This is a genomic window from Actinobacillus equuli (genome assembly GCF_900636745.1).
Lineage (GTDB): Bacteria > Pseudomonadota > Gammaproteobacteria > Enterobacterales > Pasteurellaceae > Actinobacillus > Actinobacillus equuli.
In genome coordinates this window covers 166,058-191,554 of record NZ_LR134310.1, presented here as the reverse complement: position 1 = coordinate 191,554, position 25,497 = coordinate 166,058, and the positions used below count along the sequence as shown (strand labels likewise).

At 40.2% G+C, this 25,497-nt stretch carries 23 protein-coding genes and 1 other RNA gene; 16 read left to right on the top strand and 8 right to left on the bottom strand.

Annotation, left to right across the window (positions count from 1 at the left end; genetic code table 11):
• Both lysS and EL121_RS00860 read left to right on the top strand, forming a co-directional pair.
• Positions 1–1,503 (top strand): lysine--tRNA ligase, encoded by a 1,503-nt coding sequence (lysS, locus tag EL121_RS00865; RefSeq protein ID WP_039197061.1) that lies wholly within the window; start codon positions 1–3, stop codon positions 1,501–1,503.
• 107 nt (positions 1,504–1,610) lie between these two features.
• Complete coding sequence (locus EL121_RS00860) at positions 1,611–1,955, top strand: DMT family protein (RefSeq protein ID WP_039197059.1); 345 nt, start codon at positions 1,611–1,613, stop codon at positions 1,953–1,955.
• A gap of 83 nt (positions 1,956–2,038) precedes the next feature.
• Here EL121_RS00860 and ispA read toward each other — a convergent pair whose 3' ends face one another.
• Positions 2,039–2,932, bottom strand: a complete 894-nt coding sequence (gene ispA, locus EL121_RS00855; RefSeq protein ID WP_039197058.1) for a (2E,6E)-farnesyl diphosphate synthase — start codon at positions 2,930–2,932, stop codon at positions 2,039–2,041.
• Between the two features lie 8 nt (positions 2,933–2,940).
• On the bottom strand, positions 2,941–3,165 hold the full coding sequence (gene xseB / locus EL121_RS00850) for an exodeoxyribonuclease VII small subunit (RefSeq protein ID WP_039197055.1): 225 nt from the start codon (positions 3,163–3,165) through the stop codon (positions 2,941–2,943).
• Positions 3,166–3,309: 144 nt separating this feature from the next.
• Here xseB and EL121_RS00845 point away from each other — a divergent pair, with 144 nt between their 5' ends.
• A complete protein-coding gene (locus EL121_RS00845) occupies positions 3,310–4,098 on the top strand; it encodes an MOSC domain-containing protein (RefSeq protein WP_039197053.1) in 789 nt (262 codons plus the stop codon).
• 37 nt (positions 4,099–4,135) lie between these two features.
• On the top strand, positions 4,136–6,115 hold the full coding sequence (locus tag EL121_RS00840; protein ID WP_039197052.1) for an LTA synthase family protein: 1,980 nt from the start codon (positions 4,136–4,138) through the stop codon (positions 6,113–6,115).
• Between the two features lie 160 nt (positions 6,116–6,275).
• On the opposite strand, the gene ffs is transcribed toward EL121_RS00840, so the two are convergent.
• Positions 6,276–6,373, bottom strand: an RNA gene (ffs, locus tag EL121_RS00835) — signal recognition particle sRNA small type.
• 442 nt (positions 6,374–6,815) lie between these two features.
• Here ffs and EL121_RS00830 point away from each other — a divergent pair.
• The 3 genes from EL121_RS00830 to EL121_RS00820 all read left to right on the top strand — a co-directional run bounded on the left by EL121_RS00830 (position 6,816) and on the right by EL121_RS00820 (position 11,000).
• Positions 6,816–7,925 carry a transferrin-binding protein-like solute binding protein gene (locus EL121_RS00830; protein WP_052190388.1) on the top strand — a complete coding sequence of 370 codons (1,110 nt, stop codon included), beginning with the start codon at positions 6,816–6,818 and terminating at the stop codon, positions 7,923–7,925.
• Positions 7,926–8,093: 168 nt separating this feature from the next.
• Positions 8,094–9,554: a surface lipoprotein assembly modifier gene (locus EL121_RS00825; RefSeq protein WP_039197051.1), complete on the top strand. Its 1,461-nt coding sequence runs from the start codon at positions 8,094–8,096 to the stop codon at positions 9,552–9,554.
• Between the two features lie 411 nt (positions 9,555–9,965).
• Positions 9,966–11,000: a transferrin-binding protein-like solute binding protein gene (locus EL121_RS00820; protein WP_039197050.1), complete on the top strand. Its 1,035-nt coding sequence runs from the start codon at positions 9,966–9,968 to the stop codon at positions 10,998–11,000.
• A gap of 151 nt (positions 11,001–11,151) precedes the next feature.
• Here EL121_RS00820 and EL121_RS00815 read toward each other — a convergent pair whose 3' ends face one another.
• Entirely contained in the window at positions 11,152–11,676 is a 525-nt protein-coding gene (locus EL121_RS00815) for a single-stranded DNA-binding protein (RefSeq protein ID WP_005622535.1), read from the bottom strand.
• Positions 11,677–11,826: 150 nt separating this feature from the next.
• On the opposite strand from EL121_RS00815, the gene uvrA reads away from it, so the two are divergent.
• The gene (uvrA, locus tag EL121_RS00810) at positions 11,827–14,655 is read left to right on the top strand and encodes an excinuclease ABC subunit UvrA (protein ID WP_039197049.1); all 2,829 of its coding nucleotides are present in this window, start codon (positions 11,827–11,829) and stop codon (positions 14,653–14,655) included.
• A 74-nt stretch (positions 14,656–14,729) separates the two neighbouring features.
• Here uvrA and EL121_RS00805 read toward each other — a convergent pair whose 3' ends face one another.
• Together EL121_RS00805 and EL121_RS00800 are read right to left on the bottom strand one after the other, a co-directional pair.
• Positions 14,730–15,023, bottom strand: a complete 294-nt coding sequence (locus EL121_RS00805) for a hypothetical protein (protein ID WP_039197046.1) — start codon at positions 15,021–15,023, stop codon at positions 14,730–14,732.
• A gap of 8 nt (positions 15,024–15,031) precedes the next feature.
• Entirely contained in the window at positions 15,032–15,316 is a 285-nt protein-coding gene (locus EL121_RS00800) for a BrnT family toxin (RefSeq protein WP_039197045.1), read from the bottom strand.
• Between the two features lie 180 nt (positions 15,317–15,496).
• Here EL121_RS00800 and polA point away from each other — a divergent pair, with 180 nt between their 5' ends.
• The 6 genes from polA to EL121_RS00770 all read left to right on the top strand — a co-directional run bounded on the left by polA (position 15,497) and on the right by EL121_RS00770 (position 22,046).
• A complete protein-coding gene (gene polA, locus EL121_RS00795) occupies positions 15,497–18,370 on the top strand; it encodes a DNA polymerase I (protein WP_039197044.1) in 2,874 nt (957 codons plus the stop codon).
• Between the two features lie 158 nt (positions 18,371–18,528).
• Complete coding sequence (gene lolA, locus EL121_RS00790; protein ID WP_039197043.1) at positions 18,529–19,170, top strand: outer membrane lipoprotein chaperone LolA; 642 nt, start codon at positions 18,529–18,531, stop codon at positions 19,168–19,170.
• Between the two features lie 73 nt (positions 19,171–19,243).
• Positions 19,244–19,552: a trp operon repressor gene (gene trpR / locus EL121_RS00785; RefSeq protein ID WP_039197042.1), complete on the top strand. Its 309-nt coding sequence runs from the start codon at positions 19,244–19,246 to the stop codon at positions 19,550–19,552.
• Positions 19,553–19,580: 28 nt separating this feature from the next.
• A complete protein-coding gene (gene mtgA / locus EL121_RS00780) occupies positions 19,581–20,342 on the top strand; it encodes a monofunctional biosynthetic peptidoglycan transglycosylase (RefSeq protein ID WP_039199003.1) in 762 nt (253 codons plus the stop codon).
• A gap of 73 nt (positions 20,343–20,415) precedes the next feature.
• Positions 20,416–21,135, top strand: a complete 720-nt coding sequence (gene nfsA, locus EL121_RS00775; RefSeq protein ID WP_039197040.1) for an oxygen-insensitive NADPH nitroreductase — start codon at positions 20,416–20,418, stop codon at positions 21,133–21,135.
• Positions 21,132–22,046 (top strand): ATP-grasp domain-containing protein, encoded by a 915-nt coding sequence (locus tag EL121_RS00770; RefSeq protein WP_039197038.1) that lies wholly within the window; start codon positions 21,132–21,134, stop codon positions 22,044–22,046. The genes nfsA and EL121_RS00770 overlap by 4 nt, the downstream gene beginning before the upstream one ends.
• A gap of 34 nt (positions 22,047–22,080) precedes the next feature.
• On the opposite strand, the gene EL121_RS00765 is transcribed toward EL121_RS00770, so the two are convergent.
• Positions 22,081–22,827 carry a YdcF family protein gene (locus EL121_RS00765; RefSeq protein WP_039197036.1) on the bottom strand — a complete coding sequence of 249 codons (747 nt, stop codon included), beginning with the start codon at positions 22,825–22,827 and terminating at the stop codon, positions 22,081–22,083.
• 63 nt (positions 22,828–22,890) lie between these two features.
• A complete protein-coding gene (gene metF, locus EL121_RS00760) occupies positions 22,891–23,769 on the bottom strand; it encodes a methylenetetrahydrofolate reductase (protein WP_039197035.1) in 879 nt (292 codons plus the stop codon).
• Between the two features lie 549 nt (positions 23,770–24,318).
• Between metF and citD the strand changes: the two genes are divergently transcribed.
• On the top strand, positions 24,319–24,606 hold the full coding sequence (gene citD / locus EL121_RS00755; RefSeq protein ID WP_014991622.1) for a citrate lyase acyl carrier protein: 288 nt from the start codon (positions 24,319–24,321) through the stop codon (positions 24,604–24,606).
• Complete coding sequence (citE, locus tag EL121_RS00750; RefSeq protein ID WP_039197033.1) at positions 24,603–25,490, top strand: citrate (pro-3S)-lyase subunit beta; 888 nt, start codon at positions 24,603–24,605, stop codon at positions 25,488–25,490. The genes citD and citE overlap by 4 nt, the downstream gene beginning before the upstream one ends.
• Positions 25,491–25,497: the final 7 nt, after the last annotated feature.

The following is a 25,497-nucleotide window of genomic DNA, read 5'->3' as shown; positions in this document are numbered from 1 at the left end:
ATGTCTGAAGTTGAAAACCAAGAATTAGATCTTAATGGTGAAATGTTAGCTCGCCGTGAGAAATTAGCAAAATTACGTGAACAAGGTAATCCGTTCCCGAATACTTTCCGTCGTGATGCTTACGCAGAAAAATTACACGCACAATACGATGAAGTAGAAGGCGAAGCGCTAAAAGAACAAGATATTCAAGTAAAAGTTGCCGGCCGTATTATGCTTAAACGTGTAATGGGTAAAGCGTCTTTCTTTACGATTCAAGATGTAAGCGGTCAAATCCAGCTTTATGTTGCACGTGATAACCTTGCTGAAGGTGTGTATGCGGATAAAGTAAGCATGTGGGATTTAGGTGATATCGTTGGTGTTTCCGGTACGCTTTTCAAAACGAAAACAGGCGAATTAACCGTTCGTTGTTCGGAAGTGGAATTATTAACTAAATCACTGCGTCCGTTACCAAACAAAGTACAAGGTTTAACCGACCAAGAAACACGTTATCGTCAACGTTATTTAGATTTAATTTCTAACGAAGAATCTCGCCGTACATTTATGATTCGTTCAAAAGTGGTTTCAGGCATTCGTCAATTCTTCTTAGAGAAAGACTTTATTGAAGTTGAAACACCAATGTTACAAGTGATTCCGGGCGGTGCGGCGGCAAAACCGTTCGTGACTCATCATAACGCATTGGATGTAGATATGTATTTACGTATTGCACCTGAGCTTTATTTGAAACGTTTAGTGGTTGGTGGTTTTGAGCGTGTATTTGAATTAAACCGTAACTTCCGTAATGAAGGTGTTTCAGTGCGCCACAATCCTGAATTCACGATGATCGAATACTACCAAGCGTATGCGGATTACCACGATTTAATGGATAACACCGAAGAATTATTACGTAAATTAGCAATTGATATTCTTGGTACAACAACTGTTCCTTACGGTGAGTACGTGTTCGATTTCGGTAAACCGTTTGAACGTATCACGATGCACGATGCAATCGTGAAATACGGTAACGGCATTACACGTGAAGATTTAGACAGCTTCGAAAAATCAGTAGAAATTGCCAAAGGTTTAGGCATTGAAATTCAAAAATCTTGGGGCTTAGGTTCTGTGGTTAATGCGATTTTTGAAGAAGTTGCGGAACATCAATTAATTCAACCGACTTTCTTAATGGCGCACCCAGCGGAAATTTCACCGCTTGCACGCCGTAATGATGAGAACCCTGAAGTAACTGATCGTTTCGAATTATTTATCGGTGGTCGCGAAATCGGTAACGGTTTCTCAGAACTAAACGATGCGGAAGACCAAGCAGAGCGTTTTGATGCACAAGTGGCAGCAAAAGATGCAGGCGATGATGAAGCAATGTTTAAAGATGAAGACTTTGTTGTTGCGTTAGAACACGGTTTACCACCTACAGCCGGCGAAGGTTTAGGTATCGACCGTTTAGCAATGATTTTTGCAAATGCACCGTCAATTCGTGATGTGATCTTATTCCCTGCAATGCGCCAGAAATAAGCTGAATTGATACGAAAAAAAGCACACTCTCGAGTGTGCTTTTTTGATCTTACAAGCTACAGGCAGTTAAAAATCGCTAAAATTTTGCAAATTGATAAGGAAAAACAATGAGTTGGTTGATCGTAGTTTTACTTTTAACGCTTTCTAATACATTAATGACATTTGCTTGGTATTGGCATATCAAACCATCTGCTATACCGTTACCCTTATGGCAAATTGTGCTGATTAGCTGGGGAATCGCTTTTTTCGAATATTGCCTTGCCGTGCCGGCAAATAATTTAGGCGCACAATGGCAAATCAAACCGTTTCAGCTAAAGATTCTGCAAGAAGTGATTGCTCTTGTTGTATTCTCTGTTTTTGCGGTGGTTTATTTGAATGAAGGGTTTAAATTAAATTATCTACTGAGTTTTATTTGCATTTTAGGGGCGGTTTATTTCGCTTTTCAAAAGTAAATTTAAATAAACAAAAAGGCGAGAGTAATGCTCGCCTTTATATGCTTTAGGTAAGCGGTCAAAATCACACGACTTTTTGCAAATTAGTTTTCACGTTTGACAATGAAATGCGCTAATTCTTTAAGCGCTGTGGTATCAAACGGTAATTCCTCAAGCGCATTTAATGCAGTTTGATATAAGTCCTGCGCTTTCTTTTGTGCGCCTTCTAAACCAAGCAGTTTTGGATAAGTACTTTTATGCAAGTTTTCATCCGAACCTACGGTTTTACCGATTTTATCGGTTTCGCCAATCACATCTAAAATATCGTCTTGTACTTGGAACGCCAATCCGATCGCTTGTGCATAGCGTTCAAGCGGTTGTTTTATTGCTAAATTTTGCGAATGCGTAGATAAATTAAAGCCCATTAACACCGAAGCGATAATGAGTGCGCCGGTTTTATTACGGTGAATTAATTCCAATTCGGCTAAATTAACCGCTTTATCTTCGGCGAGCAAATCGAGGCTTTGCCCTAAACACATTCCTCTTGCACCAGCTGCTTGAGCAAGCGCTTGAATTTGCGAGACTTTTTGCGAATCAGTTAATGATTCGTCTTGTGCAATCAGTTCAAAGGCAAAACTTTGTAACGCATCGCCGGCAAGAATGGCGGTCGCTTCATCAAAGGCGATATGACAAGTCGGTTTACCTCGGCGAAGTTTGTCGTCATCCATCGCCGGCAGATCATCATGTACTAATGAATAAGCGTGGATTGCTTCCATTGCCGCTGCACTGTGATCAAGCTGTTCAAGCGACACACCGAGCATTCTGCCGGTGGCATAAATCAGGAATGGACGAACCCGTTTTCCACCGAGTAAGACGGCGTAAGACATTGCATCAATCAATGGTGAATCATAAGCCTGATGAGTTTGTAGCTTTGCTGCTAAGAAGTCATTGATACGTTGTTGAATAGCGGTAAGATCAGTTGAGAGAGAGTAGCTCATTGTTATTTTTATTCGTAATCGGAAAGTTCGGCTTGTTCGTTTTTATTGAGTAAGATTTGAATGCGTTGCTCCGCTTTTTGTAAGCGTTCTTGCCCTTGTTGGACAAGTTTTACCGCAGTTTCAAATTCATTGAGTGCTTCTTCTAAAGGCAAGTCACCCGTTTCTAAGTGGCTGACAATTGCTTCTAATTCCTTGAGAGTTGATTCAAAATCTTGGGTGGGTTTCTTAGCCATTTTAATTACCTAATTTAGGGCGATAAATGGTGTAAGTTTATCGTCTCCCTTCTTTATTTGCAAATTCCTTTTACTTTTTGCCCGCTTTTGGGTATGGTGCGAGCCTATTTTAGCAAGCGGTCAAATTTACAGGAATTTTTACCAATGAAAGTGACACAACTCAATCTTTACCCGATTAAATCAACGGCAGCTTATCGTGTCGAACAAGCCTTTGTGGAAGCCAAAGGATTAAACTTTGATCGAGAATTTATGATTACCGAAACCGACGGTAAATTTATTACCGCCCGTAAAGATGCGGAGTTATACAACTTGTCTGTGTTTCCGATTGCGACGGGGATCGTCATTTGCCATACAAGCGGTCAAAAATGCGTGGTGCTTTACCAAGATTTTCAGCAAGTTCAAACTAGTGAAGTTTGGGGAACTCATTTTGACTCTTTAGTGGCAAAAACAGAAGTAAATCAATGGTTAAGTGAAATTTTTGGGCGAGCGGTACAGCTACGTTGGATAGGAGGCAAGAGCCAACGTGAAGTGGCGAACTTTGCACAACATCCGTTAAGTTTTGCCGATAGCAATCCGGTTTCACTGATGTCGGAAAAATCACTTGAACAAGTCAAGGAATGGTCACCTGTTGAGATTTCAATGGAACGCTTTCGTCCGAATATTGTAGTGGACGGAAATCAGGCGTTTGAAGAGGAACAGTGGGAACAAGTACAAATCGGTGAGGTCATATTCACGAAATCTGCATTATGCACACGTTGTGTCATGATTACCCGTGATTTAACCACACTTGAACTCGACCCAAATGTTGAGCCTTTTAGAACACTTAAGCAAATGCATGCCAATGAAAAGGGTAAGCCGGTTTTTGGTATTCATTTAGTGCCTCAAAATAGCGGTGTAATTCGCTTAGGTGATCAAGTCTTAATAAAATCTTAATAATCATTCTATATTATTCGCGTAGCCGATTATCGGTATGCGCTTTATTTTAAATTTAAAAGGAGAATTTATGGAACAACGCCGTTCTGTGTTGTTCCCAATACTGTTTTTTGTTGGGATCAATCTACTCATACTGTCTTTATCTCGCCTAGGACTTAGCCTATGGCAATCTGAACGAGTTTCCGCCGTTGATGGCTGGTTACCGCTTTTCTTACAGGGCATTCGCATTGATATTTCTGCACTTTGTTGGCTATTCGGCGTTCCCGCATTATTTACCGCACTTTTCTTAAATAACAATACTTTTTTAGGCAACGTATGGCGTATCATTTTGCGTATCTGGCTCACAGCCGGTTCGGTCTTTATTCTCTTTATGGAAGCGGCGACGCCAAACTTTATTGAGACCTTCGATTTACGTCCGAACCGACTGTTTATTGAATATTTAGTACACCCGAAAGAAGTGTTTACTATGCTGATTAACGGGCATTTGGCTTCGGTAATTATTAGCTCATTATTGGCGGTGATTTCGTTAGTGGTATATTGGAAATTGTCTGGTTGGGCGACTAACAATCTTCGTTTCCCGAATTGGAAATTCCGCCCGTTAATCGGCTTATTAGTTGCCGCTTTAGTGTTTGTCGGCGGACGTTCTTCATTGGCGCACCGTGGCATTAACCCGGCAATGGTGGCGTTTTCTAGTGATCCGTTAGTAAATTCACTGGTATTGAGTTCCGGTTATTCGGTACTTTATGCAGTGCAGCAATTAAAAGATGAAGATAAATCTTCCGAACAGTACGGTAAAATGTCGACAGAAGAAATGTTTGCCTTAGTTAAACAAGCGCGAGGCAGAGCGGATTCTGACTATATTTCAACGGAAATCCCAACATTGACCTATAACCAAGCGACCTATCAAGGCAAGCCGAAAAATATCGTGATTGTTTTAGAAGAAAGTTTAGGCGCGCAGTTTGTTGGAACGCTTGGCGGCAAACCGCTTACCCCAAATTTTGACCGCTTGGCAAAAGAAGGTTGGTTATTTGAGAATTTATATGCCACCGGAACCCGTTCGGTACGAGGTATTGAAGCGGTTACTACCGGCTTTACTCCGACACCGGCACGTGCAGTGGTAAAATTAACCAAGAGCCAGACTAATTTCTTTAGCATTGCCGAGCTGTTACGCCGTCAAGGCTATGATACTAGCTTTATCTATGGCGGAGAAAAACATTTCGACAATATGGCGAGCTTTTTCTATGGCAACGGCTTTACCCGCATTATTGATGAAAAAGATTATAAAAATCCGAAATTTAAAGCGACTTGGGGTATGAGTGACGAAGATCTGTTTGATAAAGCGAATGAAACTTTCACTCAGTTACACAAAGAAGGTAAACCGTTTTTCAGCTTAGTGTTTAGCTCAAGTAATCATGATCCGTTTGAATTCCCGGACGGTAAAATCGAATTATATGAGCAGCCGAAACAAACCCGAAATAATGCAGCAAAATATGCCGATTTTGCGATTGGGCATTTCTTTGAGTTAGCCAAAAAATCAGCGTATTGGAAAGATACTGTCTTTTTAGTGATTGCGGATCACGACTCTAGAGCATTTGGCGAGTATTTAGTACCGATTCAGCATTTCCACATTCCAGCATTGTTTATCGGTGAGGGCATTGAAGCAAAACGTGATAACCGTTTAGTCAGCCAAATTGATATGCCGGCGACTTTACTTTCACTTGCCGGTGTGAGTGGAGAATATCCTATGTTGGGTTATGATTTAACTAAAGATGTAAATCCGAATCGTGCCTTTATGCAATACAATGCAACACAAGCGATGATGAAAGGTGATGGCTCGGTAGTAGTGATGCGTCCAAATACGCCGATTCAAGGTTTTGTTTACAATAAAGCGGATCACAGCTTAAAAGCGCAAGAACAGCCGGAAGCTATGAAGAAAGAAGCGTTAGCACATGCGCTGCTCGGTAGCTATTTATATAAAAACCAGCTATACAAATTACCGAAACAGGAAAAAGAGTAGTTTTAGATTAGATTACAAAGCGTTGTAACAAGCGGTTAAATTTCACAATAAATTTGCAAGTAGTAAATTTTAAGTGGAATTTAACCGCTTTTATTTTGCATGATATGAAAATGGAACAGAAAAAATAGGCAAGATCTTTGAGAGGATATAAAAGGGTGGGGCATTACCAGCAACCCTCGGCACACAGAAATTTCAACCCAAGCTGCTTTCTTCCGAACCTGACTAAGTAAGCTGAACACCGTTGCGAGGAACCAATAACGCCCCATCGGATTACATATCTTTTCTAGCGATATGCAAGGCTTTCTATTATAGGTAATTTTTATGCTAAGGCAAGCGATTATTCTTGTCTTGCAGACAAACGGTCAGATTTTGAATGTTTTTTGTAAATTTTGAACAAATTACTTACAAAGAAAAAATATTATTGATATTAGCGCGTAATAGATTACTTTCTCAGCCGTCAGAAAAATCGTTCATCAAGAGAATGTTTGCCAATATTATTGTAGCCCTAGTATTAGAAATGGTAGATGTTTAGCGTAATGTAATGTCGTCTTCTACCGAGGGGTATGGAAAAACAAATAATATTAAAAACAATCTTTACATATTTTGTAAAGATATGTATTATTGAGTCAAGTTCATTTATTGATAGCTTTGTTTTTAATCAATGAATCAAGTATCGAACAATTACTAAAAAGGAGAATCTATGAAAACTTTAACAAAAATAAGTCTTGCTGCTTTAAGTATGGCGATTGCTGCATGTTCAAGTGGTGGCGGTGGTAGTAAAAATTCAGCACCAAAACCAAAGGTTGAACAGAAGCAAGAACTTAAACAAGGACAAAAACAGCAAGCTCCAAAATCTGATGCGATTCAGCCTAAACAACCGCAATTAGAGTCACTACCTGATGCGATTCAGCCTAAACAACCGCAATTAGAGTCACTACCTGATGTGATTCAGCCTAAGGGACCAGAACCAAAAACTAATATGGAAGAGCCTAAGGAACCGGAACCAAAAGCTAATATGGAAGAACCTAAGGAACCGGAACCAAAAGCTAATATGGAAGAACCTAAGGAACCGGAACCAAAAACTAATATGGAAGAGCCTAAGGAACCGGAACCAAAAACTAATATGGAAGAGCCTAAGGAACCGGAACCAAAAGCTAATATAGAAGAGCCTAAGCAACCAGAATTAAAATCTAATAATACTCAGACAGTTGAAGGAAAAGGGTATACATTTACATTTACAGGACGTGCTAGAGCTCTTGATTTTAACCCTCAATCACTCAAAAGTGAAAATATTACGCAACTTGTTGTTGATGGTCAAAAATTCGATGTAAGCGTAAGTAGTCCAAATAAATCTGAGTATGTAATCCTTAAGGAGGATGGCACATTTCTAAGTAATGATAATATATTTTCTAGTATCAAATATGGGATCCATCAACTCACTGATAATCAGTGGACTTACTTTGTTCAAGGTACCCCAACTAAGCACTCTGAAATTCCTCAACAAGGAACTTTTAACTACGAAGGTAGTTATATTTCCTATGGTGCACCTGTAGGTGTTGCAACATTTAAAGCGGACTTCGGTGAAAAACGTTTAACAGGGGAATTAAAAGGATTCTACCCGGGGGGTAGTAGTTATGGTCTTGGTGCAATAATTGAAGGGAATCATTTCCATAGTAGAAGGGGAACGGTTAATGTTGATGGACACTTCTACGGTAAAGATGCTGATGAATTAGCAGGTTTCGTTGAAGACGAAGCAGAAAATCATCTTAGTATTTTCGGTGGGAAAAAAGTGGATTCTTCTACTAAATAAAAGTTTAAGATAATTTGTATGATGGGGAATCTACCCAATCTAGCAAATTCCTAAAAAAGCCACAATAAGTCTTTATTTGTGGCTTTTATTGTATCTTTACAAAAATAAAATAGCTTATAAATAAGTTAGTGATGCTTTTTATAAGAACATTTCTATGGATAATTTTCTATGAATCAGAAATTTTTTAGTTCTTTATTTTTTCTCACATTGAGCGGTCAAATTTATGCTGAAATAAGCGAACAGCAACAAATCCAAGAAAGGTTGAATGATCACCGTTTTCAAACGGAAACGCAGCAAATTCCTACCCAAAAGACCATTCCTGTGAAGGCTAAGGCAGAATTAACGTCTTCTGCCAAAAGTATTTCTATTTCTAAAGAGGAACTCTCGCATCATCCAAGCTTAGTTGTGCGTGCAATGATTCCTGCTGTTATGCAAAATAATGCAGAAAATGTTGCGTTACTCTACCCGATTTATCAAAAGCTTCCGACTGAATTTCAAGACCCTATATTAGAGAAGTGGATAAAAGCAATTTTAGTAAAACAGCATGATCATTCTGCTGCTATCGCACTTTACCGAGAAGTTTTGGCACAAAATTCTGAAATTACAATGGCTCGTTTGCAACTTGCGATTGCGCTATTTGAGAATAATGAAAATGATGCGGCAGAAGATCAGTTTCAAAAAGTTCGCTCTGAAAATATTCCGGAGGAACTAAAGCAAGGTATTGATCAATATTTAAGTGCTATAGCTAAACAAGATCGTTGGGTGTTTTCAGGTGGAGTGACATATCTAAATGATCCAAATATCAATAATGCCCCCAAAAATGGCACGACTTATGGTAAGTGGACAGCACCAAAATCAGAGTCTGCGCAAGGCTTTGGTTTTAATTTTAACGTAGGGAAAAAATGGTCTTGGGGAAATGGTATTTACAATGAATTCCGTTTAGATACCAATGGAAAATATTATTGGAATAATCATAAATACAATGAGTTTTCAGGCAGAGGAAGTTTTGGTTTAGGTTATCAAAATGCGCGTACAAATTTAGCGCTGTTGCCATTTATGGAACAAACGCTATATGCAGGTGGTTCTTCAAGTAGCGATTCACTTAAACGTTTCTCGAAAACAAGCGGTACAACGCTCGAATTTAGTCACTGGGTCTCCCCGAAATGGCAATTTAATTCAACTTATGAATATGCTGAAGTTCGCTATATGGATAGAAAGCACCTTAATGGTAATTATCACTTTATTTCGACGGGTTTAACTTATTTGGCTAATGCAAAACAGTATTGGTTTACAAACTTGAGTTATAACCGTACGGCAACGCGAGATAAGGATGATAGCTATATGCGTCGTGGAGTTTCATTGGGCTGGGGGCAAGAATGGAGTTTTGGATTATCTACACGTTTGTCTCTCAGTTATGCAGAGAAAGATTATAAAGGACCAATGCCTATTTTTAATATTACACAACGTAATAAAGAATATGGACTTAATGCGAGTATCTGGCATAGGGCAATTCATTATTGGGGTATTACACCGCGTGTAACTTATAGCTTTAATAAAGTGAAAAGTAATCATGTTTTTTACAGCTATGATAAACATCGTGCTTTTATAGAATTTAATAAGCGTTTTTAATTTAGTAAATAGATAAACCACTTACTGAGTTGCTCCTCAAAAGTTGAGTTGGTTAATCGTAGAAAATAAAACTTGGTATAGTGCCAAGCTTTATTTTTCTAAATTAAGATTATTTTAGCCTATACACTATATAGGCATTATTTCTCACAATGTAAAGAAGTTGGGTTTATAAAATTTACCTATAGTTTGCTTATTGTTTAACGTATATTTTTTCAAACCCTGTTCTTGTAATTTAAGCCTTTTACATAACATCAATATTAATTCCATTGAATAGAATAGAATGATCTTGAACACAAAATTTTCTTTATTGTACTGTAAAGATTGTATATTATAGTCAGTATTATTGGTTGAAAGTTTTTTCAGCAAAAACCAAATTAAGATTGATTAATAGATTAATAAAAAGGAGAACTTATGAAAAATTTAACAAAAATAAGTATTGTGGCTTTAGCGATGGCAGTTACAGCATGTTCAAGTGGTGGTGGAGGCAGTAAAAATACAGTACCAAAACCGAAAGTGGAACAGAAACAAGATCAGAAACAGCAAATACCAAAATCTGATACTAATGAAACTAAACAAGATGTACCAAAGCCAGAGGTAAATAAGCCTAAGCAAAATACACCACAACTGGAGGGGAATGGGCTATTACAAGGAGTACCAAAACCAGAGACAAATGAGTCTAAGCAAAATGTACCAGAACCAGATATGAATGAACCTAAGCAAAATGTACCAGAACCAAAGATAAGTGAACCTAAGCAAGATGTACCTAAATCTAAAAAAAGTGAACCGGATTTACCAAAGACACTAGAACCACGATCACCAAAACTTGCACAAGGTGGAACCTATTTCGTAACGCTGGATACTAAAAATCCAGGGGCAACATTAAAAACGGATTTTCAGTCGAGCAGTATAGATAGCCAGGATGTAGGAATATTAATGGTTGATGGAAAGCAGATTAATGTTGTAGCAGGTAAGCTTACGGATGATTATGTTTTTTATTATAAGAATGAAGATTTTGTAAGTAATAGCCAATTACTACCAAATACAAAGTTTGGTCTTGTACAAGTAGAGGATTCACGTTGGGCAGCTTTTGTACAAGGTTATTCAACAAGCATTGCAAATATGCCTAAACAGGGTAATGCGCAATATATTGGTTCTTTTTTATATATTTCTGATGGGCTCCAGATTGGAAACAAAGCAGTTATTGATGTTGACTTTGGCGCTAAGAAGTTAACAGGGACTTTAAGTTTAAGTGGCGCAAGAAAAACTGAGAATGATGTCACTTTCTCTGCAGATATTAAGTCTAATTATTTTGTAGGCATTACAGGATCTGCACGTACAGGTGGGCTATTTTATGGCGAAAATGCAGACGAGTTAGGGGGAACCTATGAAAATAGGCAAAAAAATGAGATCGCTGTATTTGGAGCTAAAAAAGCAAGTAATAAATAAACATATCAAACGTGTATTATTGCAGGGTGAGAAAATTCATCTTAGAGTTATTATGACTAGATTTTAGCTAGCCAAAATAAAAGGCAAACTCAATTTATACTGAGTTTGCCTTTTATTTTAAGGTTCTAATCTTACTAATTTAAATATATTCTTAGAACGGAATATCGTCGTCGAAGTTATCCATAGGTGGTTCTGCTTGAGCTGGTTTCGCTGCTTGCGGAGCAGGGCGACTTGCTGTTTGATCGTAACCGTAACCGCTGTTACCTTGGTTGTAACTTTGTTGTGGTGCAGGCGCTGAATTTCCCCAACCGCCTTGGTTACCGCCGAAATCGCCACCTTGGTTACGTCCGCCTAACATTTGTAAAACGTCACCTTGGATTTCGGTGGTGTAACGGTCTTGACCGTTTTGATCTTGCCATTTACGTGTTTTTAAACGGCCTTCAACATAAACTTGTGAGCCTTTACGTAAGTATTGACCGGCAACTTCCGCTTGGCGACGGTAGAATACGATACGGTGCCATTCGGTTACTTCACGACGTTCGCCCGTATTTTTATCTGTCCAACTTTCACTGGTTGCTACGCTAATATTTGCAACCGCTTCGCCGTTTGGCATAGTGCGCATTTCAGGATCGTTACCTAAATTGCCCACGATGATAACTTTATTAATACCTGCCATAAAATCCTCTGTGAATTGATTAAGTGCTGTAAAATTTTGTGCGGTATTCTACCTGAAATTCAAAAAAATGCACGCATTAAAACTGATATTTTGTACAGTTACTTAAAATATGCGATAATAAAAAACATTTTTTAGTGAGAGCAACCGATTATGCAGTACATTGATGTTCGTGGCGCGAGAACCCACAACCTTAAAAATATCAACTTAATTCTCCCTCGAGATAAATTTATTGTGATTACCGGCTTATCCGGATCGGGTAAGTCTTCCTTAGCTTTCGATACATTGTATGCTGAAGGGCAACGCCGTTATGTCGAATCCCTTTCAGCTTATGCACGCCAATTCCTTTCATTGATGGAAAAACCGGATGTTGACCATATTGAAGGACTTTCACCGGCAATTTCTATCGAGCAAAAATCCACTTCGCATAACCCTCGTTCCACGGTGGGGACGGTAACCGAAATCCACGACTATTTACGTTTATTGTTCGCTCGTGTCGGTGAGCCTCGTTGTCCGGATCACGATTTACCGCTGGCGGCACAAACTATTTCGCAAATGGTGGATAGAGTAATGGAAGAACCGGAAGGCAAACGTTTGATGTTACTTGCACCAGTGGTCAAAGATCGTAAAGGCGAACACGTAAAATTATTGGAAAATTTGACCGCTTCCGGCTATATCCGAGCCAGAATTGACGGCGAAATTTGCGATTTATCTGATCCGCCGGCATTGGAATTACAGAAAAAGCACACGATTGAAGTGGTGGTTGACCGCTTTAAAGTGAGAAGTGATATTGCAACACGTTTAGCGGAATCTTTTGAAACAGCATTGGATTTATCCGGTTCGACAGCGATTATTGCTGATATGGACGATCCGAGTGCGGACGAAATCGTCTTTTCGTCTAGTTTTGCTTGTCCGCATTGTGGTTATTCATTACACGAATTAGAACCTCGTTTGTTCTCATTTAATAACCCGGCGGGTGCTTGCCCAACCTGTGACGGCTTAGGGGTAGAGCAGTACTTTGACCCGAACAAAGTGGTACAGAATCCGGATGTCTCGTTAGCAAGCGGTGCGATTAAAGGTTGGGATCGCCGTAGCTTTTACTATTTCGGTTTGTTGAAATCGGTGGCGGATCATTATGATTTTTCACTGGATACGCCGTTTAAAGAGCTGACTAAAAAACAACGTGAAATTATTCTGAACGGTTCAAAAGACGAAATCGAATTTGTTTATGTCAATGATCGCGGCGATAAAGTAAAACGTAAACATACCTTTGAAGGTGTGTTAAATAATATGGCTCGCCGTTATAAAGAAACCGAATCGAATTCGGTGCGTGAGGAATTAGCGAAATATATCAATAATCGCCCGTGTTTGGAGTGTGAAGGTTCTCGTTTACGTCGTGAAGCACGTTATGTGTTTTTAGATAAAACCAATTTGCCGATGGTGTCGGAAAAATCGATTGGTGAGGCGTTAGAGTTTTTTGAACAGTTAGATCTTGCAGGGCAAAAAGCGAAGATTGCGGAGAAAATTTTAAAAGAAATTCGTGAGCGTTTACAGTTCTTAGTGAATGTCGGTTTGAATTACCTCTCGCTTTCTCGTTCGGCGGAAACTTTATCCGGCGGTGAAGCTCAACGTATTCGTTTAGCCAGCCAAATCGGTGCGGGTTTAGTTGGGGTGATGTATGTGCTTGATGAACCGTCTATCGGCTTGCACCAACGTGATAACGAACGTTTATTAAATACCTTAATTCATCTGCGTAATTTAGGTAATACCGTGATTGTGGTTGAGCATGATGAAGATGCGATCCGTGCGGCGGATCATATTGTGGATATTGGCCCGGGAGCGGGTGTGCATGGCGGACAAGTTATTGCGCAAGGTACGGCAGAAGAAATTATGCAGGTGGAAGATTCTATTACCGGACAATTCCTTTCCGGTAAGCAGAAAATTGAAATTCCTGCAAAACGAGTACCTTATGATGCTGTCAAATTGCTTACCTTAAAAGGAGCGAGTGGTAATAACTTAAAACAAGTACAATTGGATATTCCGGTTGGTTTATTCACTTGTATTACCGGTGTGTCGGGTTCGGGTAAATCGACTTTAATCAATGATACCTTGTTCCCATTAGCACAAAATGCGTTAAATCGTGCGGAACGTACCGATGTAGCACCTTATGAATCGATTGACGGCTTGTCGCATTTCGACAAAGTGATTGATATCGACCAAAGCCCGATTGGACGTACGCCTCGTTCAAATCCAGCGACTTATACCGGTTTATTCACGCCAATTCGTGAATTATTTGCCGGCACGCAAGAGGCGAGAGCGAGAGGCTATAATGTCGGACGCTTTAGTTTTAACGTGCGTGGCGGACGTTGTGAAGCCTGTCAAGGTGATGGCGTGATTAAGGTAGAAATGCACTTCCTACCGGATGTGTATGTGCCGTGTGATCACTGTAAAGGTAAACGTTATAACCGAGAAACCTTGGAAATCCGTTATAAAGGCAAAACGATTCACCAAGTGTTGGATATGACGGTAGAAGAGGCGAGAGAATTCTTTGCGCCGGTGCCGGCGATTGCGCGTAAATTGCAGACGTTAATGGATGTCGGTTTATCGTATATTCGTTTAGGACAGTCTTCTACCACACTTTCCGGCGGTGAAGCACAGCGTGTTAAATTAGCAACTGAGCTTTCCAAACGTGATACCGGCAAAACGCTGTATATCTTAGATGAACCGACTACCGGTTTACATTTTGCCGATATTAAACAATTACTTTCAGTGCTACACAAATTGCGTGACCAAGGCAATACAATTGTGGTGATCGAGCATAATTTAGATGTGATTAAAACCGCCGACTGGATTGTTGATTTAGGCCCTGAAGGCGGTTCGGGCGGCGGACAAATTATTGCGACTGGTACACCGGAAGAAGTAGCGAAAGACAAGCGCTCGCACACGGCAAGATTTTTAAAAGAGATTTTAGCCAAAGGCTAAAGCTAATCATTAAACAAGCGGTTAAATTTCCAGAAAAATTTGCAAAATTTAAAGGGGGATTTAACCGCTTGCTGTTATGCTGCGTTATGTAATTTGGCGAGATCTTCTTGAATCTTTTCATTAGCTAACATTCGTTTTTCAGACTCAACGAAACGCGTTAGGATTTGTTTGATTAGAGGTTGATAGCCTAGCCCGTGAAGTTGGGCGATATCTTTGAGATCTTGAATTAATCCCTTAGATAAGCGAATTGAGATTGGCTGTAAAGCGAGCAATTCGTCTAGCATTTCTGGCGTTGTATGAGTTGAACGTTGTACAAATTTTTCATCTAGCCCAAGTTCTCCATTTTCCCATTTTTCAATATGTTCCATACTTACCTCTATTTATATTTTTCGTAAATTCGAATTTCTTCCGCATTGGGGCGATAGGCTGTTCGAATATAAATGTCGTTATTTTTTCGAATAAAACAGACTTTGAGTTTTATTCCCCTATTGGTTTCTGCAATAAACCATTCTGTCGGAGGATCACTCAAATGTTCTTCACGAGTATCAATTAAAAATTGTCCGTTTATATTTGAAAATGCTTCGAGAATTTCCGTTTCCGGATCAGAAAGTCCATGCTTCTGAATCAGTTTTAAATAAATTTGATGTGAGATTATCAGCATTTTTCACCTTTGTATATACAAATTTAAATCAGATAAATTGAGAATAAGTTTTTCCTTTTATTCTTCAATCGGCAAAAGTGATTTTTTCGATATAACTCGAAAAGTTATCGATTTCTTCAGATTTAAGTAGAAAAATCCGCTATAATTGCAGTAATTTTCACTTCTAAAATAAAGGTTAAAATGGCTACAATTGCTCAAAATCCGCTCGTTCTTGTGGACGGTTCTTCTTATCTTTATCGTGCGTTTCATGCGTTTCCGCCGCTGACTAATAAAAATGGTGAGCCGACGGGGGCGATGTATGGCGTGTTAAATATGCTGAAAAGTTTGATTGCTCAGGTTGAGCCGAGCCATATTGCGGTGGTTTTTGATGCGAAGGGTAAGACTTTTCGTGACGAGTTGTTCGAACAATATAAATCGCATCGTCCGCCGATGCCGGATGATTTGCGTGCGCAAGTGCAGCCGTTGCATACGATTATTAAAGCGTTAGGCATCCCGTTGATTTCAATTGAAGGTGTGGAAGCGGATGATGTGATTGGTACGCTTGCAGTGCAGGCGGCGAATGACGGCAAAAATGTGTTAATCAGTACCGGCGATAAAGATATGGCACAACTGGTGAACGATCACATTATGCTGATTAATACCATGAACAATACCTTGCTTGATCGTGAAGGTGTGATTGAGAAATACGGGATTCCGCCGGAGCTGATCATTGATTATTTAGCTTTGCAAGGCGACGCTTCGGATAATATTCCCGGGGTAAAAGGCGTGGGCGAGAAAACCGCATTAGGTTTGCTGCAAGGAATCGGCTCATTAAAAGAGATTTATGCGAATTTGGATCAAGTCGCCACACTTTCATTCCGTGGTGCTAAAACACTTGCACCGAAATTAGAAGCGGAGAAAGAAGCGGCGGATTTATCTTATTTGCTTGCCACGATTAAGACCGATGTTGAACTGGAAGTCACCCATGAACAATTAGTGGTGCAATCACAAAAGCGTGACGAATTAGTTGAGTTGTTTGGGCGTTATGAATTCAAACGTTGGCTGAATGAAGTGATGAATGACGCTAACCCCGTCACGCAGAATTCAGCGGAAAAAATCCCTAACAATTATCAAGCGACTGCTTCAGTACCACAAGCGGTCGAAACGGAGCAAACTTTTGCAAAAGTAGAGATTGATCGTAGCCGATATGAAACGGTAACCACAATGGAGCAATTGCAGAATTGGATTGAAAAGATCAACCAAGAAAAATTAGTAGCAGTGGATACCGAAACCGATAGTTTGGACTCTATGTCGGCAAATTTAGTCGGGATTTCATTCGGTTTGGCTAACGGCGAAGCGTGTTATATTCCGTTAACGCACAAAGAACAGGTAATGCTTGAGCCTCAGCAAAGCGATCTGTTCGCCGAGCCGGCAGAAGCAGAAACGACCACAAGCTTTGAACTTGCAAAAAATCAGCTAAATTTGACCGCTTGTTTAACCAAACTTAAGCCGTTATTAGAAAATGCGGACGTGAAAAAGATCGGGCAAAACATTAAATACGACCTGACCATTTTTGCGAATCATGGTGTGCAAGTAGAGGGTGTTGCATTCGATACGATGCTGGAATCTTATACGCTAAATAGTACCGGTCGTCATAATATGGACGAATTGGCGGATCGTTATTTAGGGCATAAAACGATTGAGTTTGAAGAAATTGCTGGTAAAGGTAAAAATCAGCTGACATTCGATAAAATTGCGATTGATGTCGCATCTAAATATGCGGCGGAAGATGCGGATGTGACGATGAAATTACATCAAGTGCTTGCGCCGGAATTAGATAAAGCGCCGACACTGGTTAAGTTGTTTAATGAAATTGAAATGCCGTTGGTTGAAGTACTTTCTCGCATTGAGCGTAACGGTGTATTGATTGAACCAGAAAAATTACTGGCGCAATCGGCAGAAATTGAACAGCGTTTAGCTGAGTTGGAACAGTTAGTGCATAGTGAAGCCGGTGAAGTCTTTAATCTTGCTTCTACCAAACAATTACAGGAAATTTTGTTTACTAAACTCGGTTTGCCTGTCTTGAAAAAAACACCGAAAGGTGCGCCTTCCACCAATGAAGAAGTGTTGGATGAATTAGCCGGGCAAGGGCATTTAGTGCCGAAATTATTAATGGAACACCGTGGTTTAAGTAAGTTGAAATCGACTTATACCGATAAATTACCATTAATGATTAATCCAAAAACAGGTAGAGTGCATACCTCTTATCACCAAGCGGTAACGGCGACTGGTCGTCTTTCATCAAGCGATCCGAATTTACAAAATATTCCGATCCGCAATGAAGAAGGCAGACGTATTCGCCAAGCGTTTATTGCCAACAAAGGTTATAAAATTGTCGCAGCCGACTATTCGCAAATTGAGTTGCGTATTATGGCGCATTTGGCAAGTGATGAAGGAATGATTGCCGCCTTCGCCGAAGGCAAAGATATTCACCGTGCAACGGCAGCGGAAATTTTCGGTTTAGCGTTGGATCAAGTAACCGGCGAGCAACGCCGTAGTGCTAAGGCGATTAACTTTGGTCTAATTTACGGCATGTCGGAATTCGGTTTATCAAACCAATTAGGCATTTCACGTGCCGATGCGAAAAAATATATGGAACGCTATTTCCAACGCTATCCGGCGGTGCAACAATTTATGACCGATATTCGCGAGAGTGCGAGTGAAAAAGGCTATGTGGAAACACTTTTCGGCAGACGTTTATATTTACCGGAAATTAAGTCCAGTAATGCAATGCGCCGTAAAGCGGCGGAACGTGTGGCGATCAATGCACCAATGCAAGGCACTGCGGCGGATATTATCAAAGTGGCGATGATTGGCATTGATAAAGCGATTCGAGGTGATGAAAATATCAAAATGATTATGCAAGTACATGATGAATTGGTGTTTGAAGTGAAAGAAGAGCGAGTGGAACACTATAGCCAATTGATTAAAGCGGAAATGGAAAAAGCAATTCAGCTTAAAGTGCCTTTAATTGCCGAAGTCGGCGTGGGCGATAACTGGGACGAAGCGCATTAATTTTGTGAAAAAGGATTAATCAATAAAATAAAAGCCAAATGCTTCTTGGTGTTTGGCTTATTTTATTGTATCGTTACGCTAGTACGGGGCTTGTGAAACTTTTACAGAATAGGTTGTCAAAGAGGCACTTGATTCTCTTTGATAGAAGGAACAAAAAAATGAAAAAATTAATTAAGCAATCATTATTAGGTTTTACCTTATTTTCTATGACTGGTGCGGCATTTGCCGATGCGCAGTCAGTTGCCGAATTGCAACGACGTTTAGAGCAAGTTAGCCAATATAGTGCGGATTTTGATCAAACGGTACGTTCGAGCAAGGGTAAGCAAATTCAATCGGGTAAAGGTAAATTCCAAGTGAAGCGCCCGAATCTGTTCCGTATGGACACTAAATCACCGCAAGAAAATTTAATTGTTTCTGATGGTGCGAATTTATGGTTTTATGATCCGTTTGTGTCACAAGTGACGGTGAATACAGTGCAAGATGCAGTAAATAATACGCCATTCGTATTATTAACCAGCAGTGATAAAAGCCACTGGGATCAGTATGATGTGACGCAAAATGCGGATACTTTCGTATTAAAACCGAAATCGAAAAAAAGTAATTTAAAACAGTTTGATGTGCGCATCGATCAAAGCGGTATGTTAAAAGGTTTCAGCACCATTGAACGAGACGGACAGAGCAATTTATACGTATTACGTAATATTACCGGTGGCGGTGTATCGTCTGATTTATTTAAATTTAGTGTACCGAAAGGCGCTGAGTTAGACGACCAACGTGGCGGTAAAAAATCTAAGAAATAATCTATTTTACTAGCGGTTTTATTTTCGCAAAATTTTGCCAAAATCAGACCGCTTTCCTTATTTTGGAGGTTCAATGAAAATTCTTTATAGTCAACGTGATCCGCAAGAGTGGCAACAGTTTATGGTTTTATTGCAACAAGCGGTGGCAGCAGATAAATTGGAACAATTTTTTACCTCGTTTTTAACTGCAGACGAACGCAACTCTTTAGGCTTACGTGTGCAAATTGTTGCAGAGTTATTAAAAGGTGAAGTGCCGCAAAGAGAAATTCAGCAAAACTTGAATACCAGTGCCGCAACCATTACGCGCGCTTCTAATATGCTGAAAACATTGGAGCCGCAATTTATTGAGTGGTTAAACGAGAAACTTAATGGCAAAGCGTAAACGAAAACGCAAAAAGAAGTCAGTCACAATGTTTAGTTTGATCAAACGCTTATGCCGTAAACTTCTCAAGTTTTTTATTCCGCAGGAGATTAGTTCGAGAGCCGGTTGGTTGTGGTTCGGTTCAAGCCGTTTAGGTGCAGGACTCGGGGGGGCTTTCGTTACATTTTTGATGATTTTCTCAGTGTTACCTGTGCCATTTTCCGCTTATATGGCGCAGAAAAAAGTCGAGCACTTGATCGCCGGCGATAATTATAAAATCCAATACGATTGGGTTAGCTTAGATAAAATCGCTTGGCAAATGCAGATGGCGGTAATCGCTTCGGAAGATCAAAAATTCGAAAGCCATTTCGGGATCGATTTACAAGCCATCGAAATCGCATTGCAGCGCAATGCTAAATCGAAAAAAGTGCGTGGCGCTTCCACCATTTCTCAGCAAACCGTCAAAAATATGTTTTTGTGGCACGGACAAAGTTGGTTACGAAAGGGCATTGAATTGCCGCTAACTTTCGTGATGGAAAATACTTGGGGCAAACGCCGTATTTTGGAAGTGTATTTGAATATTGCTGAATTTGGCGACGGTATCTTTGGCGTAGAAGCGGCAGCGAAGCACTTCTTTAAAAAACGTGCAAAAGATCTGACTTTACAGGAATCGGCTTTATTAGCCGCTTCGTTACCTAATCCGTTAGTGTTTCGGGTGAATAAACCGGGGCCGACCATGCGTAAACGTCAGGCGTGGATTATGCGCCAAGTAACGGCATTAGGCGGTCGTCATTATTTGGAAAAGTTGTAGAATAAGCGGTGAAATTTGCAAAAAAATTTGTAATTTCGACCGCTTATTTTTTATCTTTTTTATCGGAGGCAATATGATTAGCAAACCAACGCTAGAAACCATTCTTTCTCACCGTTCGATTCGTAAATTTACCGAACAACCTATCTCGGAAGAACTGTTTCAAACCTTAATTCAGGCCGGGCAACAAGCCTCGACCTCTAATCATTTACAGTGTGTCAGTGTGATTCGTGTAAAAGATCGAACCATACGCCAAGCATTACGTGAGGTATCCGGTATGGCGTATGTGACCGAATGTGCAGAATTTTTGGTTTTTTGCATTGATTTTTATAAACATAAACAGCTTGTACCGGATTCGCAATTAGAGTGGGCGGAAGTGAGCGTTATCGGCGCAGTTGATACCGGAATTTTTGCCCAAAATGTTTTGTTGGCTGCGGAATCGGTCGGCTTAGGCGGTGTATATATTGGCGCATTACGTAATGATGTCGCTAAAGTAGCGGAGGTATTAGGACTGCCACAATATTGTGTGCCGTTAGTCGGTATGTGTTTAGGTTATCCGGCACAAGATCCGGCACTTAAACCTCGTTTACCGGCAACATTAGTTTGCTATGAAGATCAATATCAGCCGTTAGATCAAACGGAACTTGCAAAATATAACGAAATTTTGACCGCTTATTATCAAGAGAGAACCGGTGAAGGACAACAGTGGCAAGCGGCGATTGGTAAAACCTTAAATAAAGCGGTTCGTCCGCATATGTTGCCGTTTTTCCAACAACAAGGATTGTTGAAACGATGAGATTTTTAATGTTGTGCCGAGAGCCTCGTTTATACAGTTGCCAACGTTTACAACAGGCTTGTGAGCAGCGAGGTATCCGCTTAGATATTCTTGACCCGAATCGGATGTTGATAAAGTTAGCGGTGGAGCAAGGTCAATCCATATTGCAGCTCTATTATCAAGCTGGGGAGACTTACGACAAAAACCGACCGCCTCCGCAATTATTAGCTGACTATGATGCAGTACTGCCTCGCTTCGGCACAACCAGTACGGAAATGGGCTGTCGGGTTTTACGCTATTTTGAAGCAAAGCAAGTAAAAGTATTAAATAATTCGACTGCTTTCGCTTTAGCAAGAGATAAATGGCTAAGTTTACAAACCTTGGTTACCGCACAAATCGCTGTACCGGCAAGTTCGTTAGCTGGAGAATTATGTTCGGTAGACGGGCATTTAGCCCAACATCAGTTCCCGTTAGTAACGAAAACCTTATCCGGTTCGCAAGGTGTCGGGGTCATGTTGGCGGAGAGCAAGCAAACTGCCCAAAGCGTTTTGGCAGTGTTACAGCAAGCAAAATTATCTTATTTGTTGCAAGATTTTGTGGCGGAGTCAAAAGGACAGGATATTCGAGCGTTTGTAGTCGGAGATCGTGTCGTGGCGGCAATGCAGCGTTGCAGTAACGAGGGAGAGTTTCGGGCTAATATTCATTTAGGTGGCAAAGCTCAAACGATAGTATTAACTGAAGCAGAACAACAACTTGCAGTGAAAGCGGCAAAAGCAATCGGACTTCGCGTGGCAGGTGTCGATCTGATTCGTTCTGATAGCGGATTGCTGGTGTTAGAAGTGAATGCCAGCCCGGGGCTAGAAGGGATTGAGCAGGCAAGCGGCATTGATATTGCCGGTTTGATGATCGACCATCTGATTCATTCACTTTAGTACAAAGCCCCCAAAGGGGGCCTTGTTACTTTATTTATCCAATCAGTTTTTCTTTCCAATAACCAATCCATTCTTTAAGGGCAATGCTACTATTTTGTAGCGCTTGTGCTTGTGGAATAAACGGTAAAATTCCGATATCAAGCGCCTGATGAGCAGTGGTGCTAGCCGCAAGCACGTTAAAGCCTTCTCGCTCAAATAGCATTTTTGCGCGTTTCATATGCCATTGGTTAGTCACCAAAACAATATGTTGAATACCGGCTTGCATCAGAATCGGTTTGCTGAATGTTGCATTTTCTTCTGTAACATTTGATTTTTCCTCAACCCACGTGACGGGAACATGGAAAAAATCGTTCAACTCTTGCGCCATAATTTTTGCTTCCGGCTCTCTCCCCTCAGGGCTACCGCCGGTGACTAAAATAGGTAAACTGGTCTGTTTATGTAAATAAGCCGCATAGCGCATACGTTCTAACGGTGCGGCGGCAATCGCATAATTACCGTATAGCTCATTGCTGTCACGTAATCCTCCGCCTAATACCACAATGGCTTGGGCTTTTTTGTAATCTTCAATGGTAAGTTTTTGGGTAAAAGTGACCGCTTGAATCAACTGATGTGAGAAATAAGGCGTGCTACAAATATAAAGAATCGTAATGCCTAGCAACGTACAAAAGTAGCTTAATTTTTTGAAGTGTAATTTGTGCAAAAATAGAGAAAAAATCCATAAAATCAAAGCATTAAATGGCGGAAGGATAATGGCTGTAATCAGTTTGGTTAAAAATAGCATAAGTAAATAGGACAATCATTCAATATGAACATTGTCCGTTATTTGTACATTATTGTCTAGTGTCTATGGACGAACGCCGAGCGTATGACAAATGGCGTAAGTAAGTTCCGAGCGGTTTAAAGTATAAAAGTGGAAATCTTTCACGCCTTCTTTTGAGAGAATTTTGACCATATCCATCGCAATGCTTGCCCCGACTAAATTGCGAGTCGTTTGATCATCTTCCAGACCTTGATACATTTTTTGCATCCAGCTTGGGATTCGCACATTAGTCACTTTCGCCATTTTTTCTAATTGTTTGAAATTGGAAACGGGCAGAATTCCCGGCACGATTTCAACATCAATACCTACGGTGGCACAGCGGTCACGGAATCTAAGGTAGCTGTCGATATCAAAGAAAAATTGAGTAATAGCACGATTGGCCCCGGCTTCAATTTTTTGTTTTAAGTAAATTAAATCGGCTTGGGTAGATTTGGCTTCTGGATGTACTTCAGGGTAAGCGGCAACCGAAATATCAAAATCGGCGACTTCTTTTAATAATCTCACTAAATCTGCCGCATAAAACGGTTTTTTAGTATAACCCGCCGGCTCGTCTCCTCGGAGTGCAACAATATTACGAATGCCGTTATCCCAATAATCTTGAGCAATCGCACGTAATTCCTCAGGGCTGGCATCAATACCGGTTAAATGCGGTGCAGCCAAAATGCCGGTTTCTTGCTGGATATTTTTTACAATGGAGTGAGTGCGTGTGCGTTCGCCGGAGTTTGCACCATAAGTGACGGAAACAAATTTAGGCTTTAACGCTTTTAAACGATGAATGGAATCCCATAGCATGGTTTCTATTTTTTCATTTTTAGGCGGGAAAAACTCAAATGAAACGTTAATTTGACCGTTTAAGTCTGCAACACTTTGATTTAAATGATCAATTTCTTTGGCATAGCTCATATGTTGTCCCTCTTACGAATTGTTATTGTTGGAATGATGTTGAATTTGTAACTATTTTTCTGGTATCGAGTGAGGGCATTTTATTTTTATCTTTTAATTAACGTCAATTTCATAATTTTCAGAATTAATATGAATTTTATTCATAATTGTTGCGCTTTGTATTTTGTTGGTTGATCCATATCAACAATACCTCTTTCTAATTAGCAAAATTATGAGAATTCGTTAGAATGCATTCATTGCGGTAATATTTTTTTTCTTAAAATAATTAACATATGGCTATAAAACATATCATCAGACAGAATAAAATACAGTGGCGAAAAGCCTCCGTTAGTTCGTCTATTGGTTATGTTACTTGCTATCTGTTTTTACAAGCGGTCAAATTTCTTCCTCTTTTACTTACCTTAATTTATTTTCTTTATTTCTATTTTTACTGTCGATCACAACCAGTTGCCAATGGAGAAGGGAGTTCAAGCGGTTGTATTTCCCAATTTATTTGTAATCTTTTGTCCATTAGTAATTCGTTTATTAGCAAAAAATAAGGAACCCATTATGCAGATAACTAAAATCGCTGTGGCAGGCACACTAGAATCTAGTGATGCGCAAGTCCGCATTGAGCCTGCGAATACGTTAAACATTGAGTTAAATAGCTCGGTGGGAAAACAATTTGGTGATGACATTTTAGCCACCATCAAAGAGGTACTCGCTCAATTTGATGTAAACGCAGCACAAGTGACGGTAGAAGATAAAGGTGCATTAGACTGTGTACTTCGTGCAAGATTAAAAGCCGCCTTATTACGTGCAACTGACGAACAAATCGATTGGGGGAAAGTTCTATGAGCCAAAAAAATAAATTACGCAGAAGTATGCTCTTCGTGCCGGGCTCAAATGCGGCAATGATCAGTAATACCTTTATCTATAAACCTGATTCAATCATGTTTGACCTTGAAGATGCGGTAGCGTTAAAAGAAAAAGATTCTGCACGCATTTTAGTGGCTCATGCGTTACAACATCCGCTTTACCAAGAAATTGAAACCGTAGTGCGTGTAAATCCGCTTGATTCTGAATTCGGTTTAGCTGACTTAAATGCAGTAGTACGTGCGGGTGTAGATGTCGTTCGTATGCCAAAAACTGAAACTGCACAAGATGTGATTGATATGGATCATGTGATCACCGAAATTGAAAAAGCATGTGGACGTGAAGTTGGCTCAACATTAATGTTAGCCGCAATTGAATCACCACTTGGTATTACTCAAGCGAACCAAATCGCAACGGCTTCAAACCGTTTAATCGGTATTGCGTTAGGTGCGGAAGACTATGTGCGCAACCTCAAAACCGAACGTTCACCGGAAGGTATTGAATTATTATTTGCACGTTGCTCAATTTTACAAGCGGCTCGTGCGGCAGGTATTCAAGCGTTTGATACCGTTTATTCAAATGCAAATAATGAAGAAGGTTTCTTAGCGGAAGCGGCATTAATTAAACAGCTTGGTTTTGACGGTAAATCGCTTGTGAATCCTCGCCAAATTGAGCTGTTACATAACTTATTTGCACCAACGCAAAAAGATGTGGATCAAGCGCAACGCATTATTGAAGCGGCACAAGAAGCGGAACGTAACGGCTTAGGCGTGGTTTCACTTAACGGTAAAATGATCGATGCACCGATTATCGATCGTGCAAAATTAGTGCTTGAACGTGCTAAATCAGGTATTCGTGAAGAGTAGGGGGATA